This is a genomic window from Desulforhabdus sp. TSK, assembly GCF_022836495.1.
Lineage (GTDB): Bacteria > Desulfobacterota > Syntrophobacteria > Syntrophobacterales > Syntrophobacteraceae > Desulforhabdus.
Map to the genome: position 1 here is coordinate 1 of NZ_BQXM01000065.1, position 4,679 is coordinate 4,679.

The window sequence follows — 4,679 nt, forward strand, 5'->3', positions numbered from 1 at the left end:
TCGAAGAAAAACTGGATTGTCGCGGGTTGGCATGTCCGAGCCCGGTTTTGAAAACCAGGGAAGTCCTGGAGCGGGGCAATGTCGCCCGGGTGAGCATCCTCGTCGACAATTCCGCGGCGCAGGAAAACGTGAGCCGCTTTCTGTCTCGCATGGGATATGCGGTGAGTATCTCCGAGAGCGAAGGGGCTTTGGAAGTGATGGGAGCCCGGGAGGAATCCGAAGCTCCCTGCCCGATCATGGCAGAGCATAAATCGTCCGACCAGGGAAGCAGGATCACGGTGCTGGTGGGGACGGAAGCCATGGGCAAGGGGGATGACGTCCTCGGGAGGAAGCTCATCATCAACTTCATCGGTACGTTGAAAGAGATGGGGCCGGAGCTGTGGCGTCTGATCCTTCTCAACGGCGGAGTCAAACTGGCGGTGGAAGGCTCGGAGTGCCTGGAGACGCTTCAAGCTCTCGAAAAGGACGGAATCCACATCCTCGTTTGCGGCACCTGCCTCAATCACTTCGAGCTGATCGAGAAGAAGCAGGTGGGAGAGACCACCAACATGCTCGACATTGTCACGGCGCTGCAACTGGCGGATAAGGTCATCACGGTAATGTAGCTCAAAGTGAACAGGAGCGATGGATGACGGAGAAGCCTGTAGAACTGGCGAAAACCGTTCGCGCGGCCGGTTGAGCGGCAAAAATCGGTCCGGGGGACTTAGCGGAGATTTTGGAAGGTCTGCCTCTGGAAGATGATCCCAATCTTCTCGTGGGGAGAGAAACTTCCGACGATGCCGGTGTGTATCGCCTGTCGGAGGATGTGGCACTGGTTCAAACCGTTGACTTCATCACGCCTGTCGTGAACGATCCGTACGACTTTGGCCGCATTGCGGCGGCCAATTCCCTCGGCGATATCTACGCCATGGGGGGACGTCCTCTGACGGTGATGAACGTGGTCTGTTTTCCGGTCAAGACCATGGATAAAGCGATTTTGAGGGAGATTCTTCGCGGCGGACTGGAAAAAATCCACGAAGCCGGAGCGGCGCTTGTGGGTGGGCACAGCGTGGAGGACCCGGAGATCAAGTATGGCATCTCCGTCACAGGCCTGGTGCATCCTGACAAGGTACTCACCAATGCCGGAGTCAGACAGGGAGATGCACTCATCCTCACAAAGCCGCTTGGAACCGGAGTTTTGGCAACGGCCATCAAGGCAGGGTTGGTTTCCGCCGAAGCGCAGAGGCAGGCCATAGAGACCATGGCGACCCTCAACAGAAGAGCTGCCGAGATCATGGCCGATTATCCCGTAGATGGATGCACCGATGTAACCGGCTTCGGGCTGTTGGGCCATGCACTCGAGATGGCAACAGGAAGCAAGGTAACAATCACCCTCCTTGCGGGTAACGTTCCTCTGCTTCCCGAGGTTCTCGAGTCCGTCCAAATGGGGCTCGTTCCCGCGGGAAGTTTTTCAAACCGAAACTTCTGCGCCCATCAGATCCGCCAATCGAAAGCCATAGACCCCATGCTTCTCGATATCCTTGCGGACGCACAGACCTCCGGTGGTCTGCTCATTTCATTACCTGAGGACAGAGCTTCCGCGCTGCTCGATGACCTCAAGGCCAATGGATCTCTCGATGCCGCCATCATCGGCCGGGCAGCGACTCCCGGTGTGGAACTCATAGAACTCGAATAGATATCCAAAAGAATTGTAGCAGCGAACCAATGCACGGAGTCAAGCACGTAGGAAATGACCGCATCAGGATAACATGATGAGTATCAGCGCCAAGACCGCAACACCCGACTGGCAGACAAAACCATCCGACCGATTCGTTCTACGATGGATCAAGGTTCATCTTTCCGCCCGGATTACTCCGCATCTTCTCACCTGGAGCGGGCTCGAGCCCTGGATGATCACTCTTTTTTCATCAAGCCTTGGGGTCTTAGGCGGAGCGGTCTTCGCTCTTGGCTGGGGTTGGCTTGCCGGGTCCATTGCGGCATGTGCCCAAGTCCTTGACGGGGTGGACGGCCAGTTTGCAAGGATCACTGGAAAGTAGAGCAAGGGGGGTGCATTCTGGGATTCGGTTTTGGACCGATATGCCGACGGAGCCCTAGTGATCGGTCTTATCATTTACCTGGTCCGGCTTCCTTTCCCCTTGCCTCCTTGGATTATCCTCGTCTTCGGCGCGCTCGCTCTCATTGGAAGCAACCTCATAAGCTACTCGAGCGCCAGGGCTGAATGCCTTGGAATCGATCTCGGCAAACCAACACTTGCCAGCAAAGGAACCCGGACCTCCGTGATGATCCTCTGTGCCTGGGGAAGCCTCCTCTGGCCCAAGATTCCGATCCTTGCCCTTCTCTACCTCGCTATCCACCCCAATGCCGTCGTTGTCCGCCGCCTTGTTCGGGCTTTCGAGGTATCCCAACCATAATAACCGTATTCTCTAAGGAGCCCGGAGAGGAGCCACATGACAGAAGTGGGAGTAGTTCACGGAAGGTTCCAGATTTTCCATAACGATCATCTCAAGTACGTGCTGGCCGGCAAATCTAGATGCCGCCACATCGTCGTTGGAATCACCAATCCAGACCCTTCCCTTACGAAAGCCGATCCTGCCGATCCCCAAAGAAGTAATCCAGCTGCAAACCCTCTGACGTACTACGAGCGCTACGTCATGGTGCGCGAGGTGCTGGTCGCCGCGGGAGTGGACTACAGGGAGTTTTCCATCGTTCCCTTTCCCATTAACCTGCCGGAATTATACAGGTACTACGTGCCTCTCGAGGCCATCTTCTACCTCACCATCTACGATGAATGGGGGAGGAGAAAACTCGATCTGTTCCATTCCATCGGACTGAAGACGGAAGTGCTCTGGATGCGCTCACTCGATGAAAAGGGGCTGCGTGCCGGCGACATTCGCCGGAGAATGGCATCAGGCGACGCATGGGAGCATCTGGTTCCCCATCAAACCGCACAGCTCATGAGAAGCTGGTCCATACCCGATCGAATTCGGAAACTTCACACAACACTCGCATCCGAATAAGGTTGGTTGAATAGCCCGTCTCTGTTCCGGATTTCATAGGCAATTCCAATCCGTATAATATGAAATCATCGATACAACCAATTTGACTTTGGTTCGGGTTGCCAGCATTATATATTGGTTGAACATCACTGAGGCCCAGTAATGTTCCCTCCAACATTCGCAGGCCGGCGTTTCTTTTGAAAAATGCAGGGATATTCCATGTCACCCCTCAAACGTGTACTTTTCTATTCACCTTGGCTATACCGTGCAAGCCGAATCTTTCTCGGTTGCATTTTCATCTGGGCCGGGGGAGCTAAGCTCATCAGGCCCCGCACATTTGCCCGTACCATCTCCGGCTGGGACCTACTGCCTTATGACATGCTGATTCCCGTAGCGATCGGACTACCCGCTATTGAGCTTTTGGCAGGCTTGGGGCTGGTCTTTTCTATCCGGGGAAGCCTGAGTGTAATCACAGGTCTTCTCTTGGCTTTCCTTGTCCTGCTGGGACGTGGAATTCTGGACAACCTCAATATCGACTGTGGCTGCTTCTCGCCCGATGATCTTCATTCACAGAAGAGTCTGATGATTGCTTTTTACCGGGATCTCGGGCTCATGGGAATAGTCAGCTATCTTTTCATGTGGCGATGGTTTCAGAGACGTTCTGGAATGGAATGTGAAATTCGGACTTGAACAGGAAGTGATCTAAAGGAGGCATTTAGATGGCGGGAAGTGTAAAACGGGTTGTACCGTGGATCGCAGCAGTTGCTGTTACCCTTTGTCTTGGCGGCAATGCATTTGCTCTCGAATGGGGAACAAAGGAGCTGGAAACGGAAAAGATCGCCGTTGCGTTTGCAGATCAGATCAATAAAGGCGGGTACAAGGTGGTCATGACGGAAGAGCTCAAAGGATGGATCGACAAGAAGGAGCCCATGCTCATCGTCGATACAATGCCCTTTGAAGACAGCTACAAGAAGAACCACATCCCCGGCGCCGAACAGATGGAGTTTCCCATTGAGATAATGAAGGAACTGGATACCGCTACCAAGGATAAACTCGAAAAGCTCCTTGGCCCGGATAAGAACCGCAAGATCGTTTTCTACTGCGGTTTCACCAAATGCACTCGAAGCCACAACGCGGCCATGTGGGCTGAAAAGCTCGGCTATACCAATGTTTACCGTCACCCCGGCGGCATCAAGGCATGGCTCGAGGCCGACTATCCTGTGGAGAAAGCTCCATAAGCGTCTACCTCGAAGTTTCAATTATCCTGCGGTCGCAATACTCCCTATTTGAGGTCTCTCGGAAATATAAGTCCTTATTTTAGATTGAGAAAAGTATAGAGTCAGGCATTTCTCAATCATTTTTTCTATAGGCAGATAAAACTCTCGGAAATTCATGGATCATTGACAGATAATCTGCCAAATTTCTTTTTATTCCAATTCTATGGACAAAGCCCGCCACATGATTTAGCTTAAGTTTGGTGTAATGGACAGGTCGCCACCATTCTCTACGGAAGGGAGGTGAATTCCATATGCGCCATTCTGAATACCTGAAACACATCGAGAACTATTTCCTCACATCCGTTGATGACCCTCAATTCTGGAAATGCGTGGCGGCTCATACCCGGGAGCTCGTTATTTTTACTCACCTCAATTTCGACCCTGTGATGGAGCTCCTCGATTCCCT

At 53.1% G+C, this 4,679-nt stretch carries 7 protein-coding genes; all 7 read left to right on the forward strand.

The annotated features are described in order from the left end of the window. A partial coding sequence (gene yedF, locus MWC30_RS21220; protein ID WP_306423208.1) for a sulfurtransferase-like selenium metabolism protein YedF occupies positions 1-605 on the forward strand: 605 nt, incomplete at its 5' end. Between the two features lie 23 nt (positions 606-628). Next, a complete protein-coding gene (selD, locus tag MWC30_RS21225; protein ID WP_254006176.1) occupies positions 629-1,675 on the forward strand; it encodes a selenide, water dikinase SelD in 1,047 nt (348 codons plus the stop codon). Between the two features lie 73 nt (positions 1,676-1,748). Next, entirely contained in the window at positions 1,749-2,036 is a 288-nt protein-coding gene (locus tag MWC30_RS21230) for a hypothetical protein (RefSeq protein WP_244086204.1), read from the forward strand. Positions 2,037-2,093: 57 nt separating this feature from the next. Further along, positions 2,094-2,411, forward strand: a complete 318-nt coding sequence (locus MWC30_RS21235) for a hypothetical protein (protein WP_244086205.1) — start codon at positions 2,094-2,096, stop codon at positions 2,409-2,411. 36 nt (positions 2,412-2,447) lie between these two features. Beyond that, a complete protein-coding gene (locus MWC30_RS21240; RefSeq protein ID WP_244086206.1) occupies positions 2,448-3,017 on the forward strand; it encodes a nicotinate-nucleotide adenylyltransferase in 570 nt (189 codons plus the stop codon). A 198-nt stretch (positions 3,018-3,215) separates the two neighbouring features. Beyond that, complete coding sequence (locus tag MWC30_RS21245) at positions 3,216-3,686, forward strand: MauE/DoxX family redox-associated membrane protein (protein WP_244086207.1); 471 nt, start codon at positions 3,216-3,218, stop codon at positions 3,684-3,686. Positions 3,687-3,715: 29 nt separating this feature from the next. Then, positions 3,716-4,234, forward strand: coding sequence for a rhodanese-like domain-containing protein (locus tag MWC30_RS21250; RefSeq protein WP_244086208.1), 519 nt, complete (start codon positions 3,716-3,718; stop codon positions 4,232-4,234). The last annotated feature ends 445 nt before the right edge of the window (positions 4,235-4,679 follow it).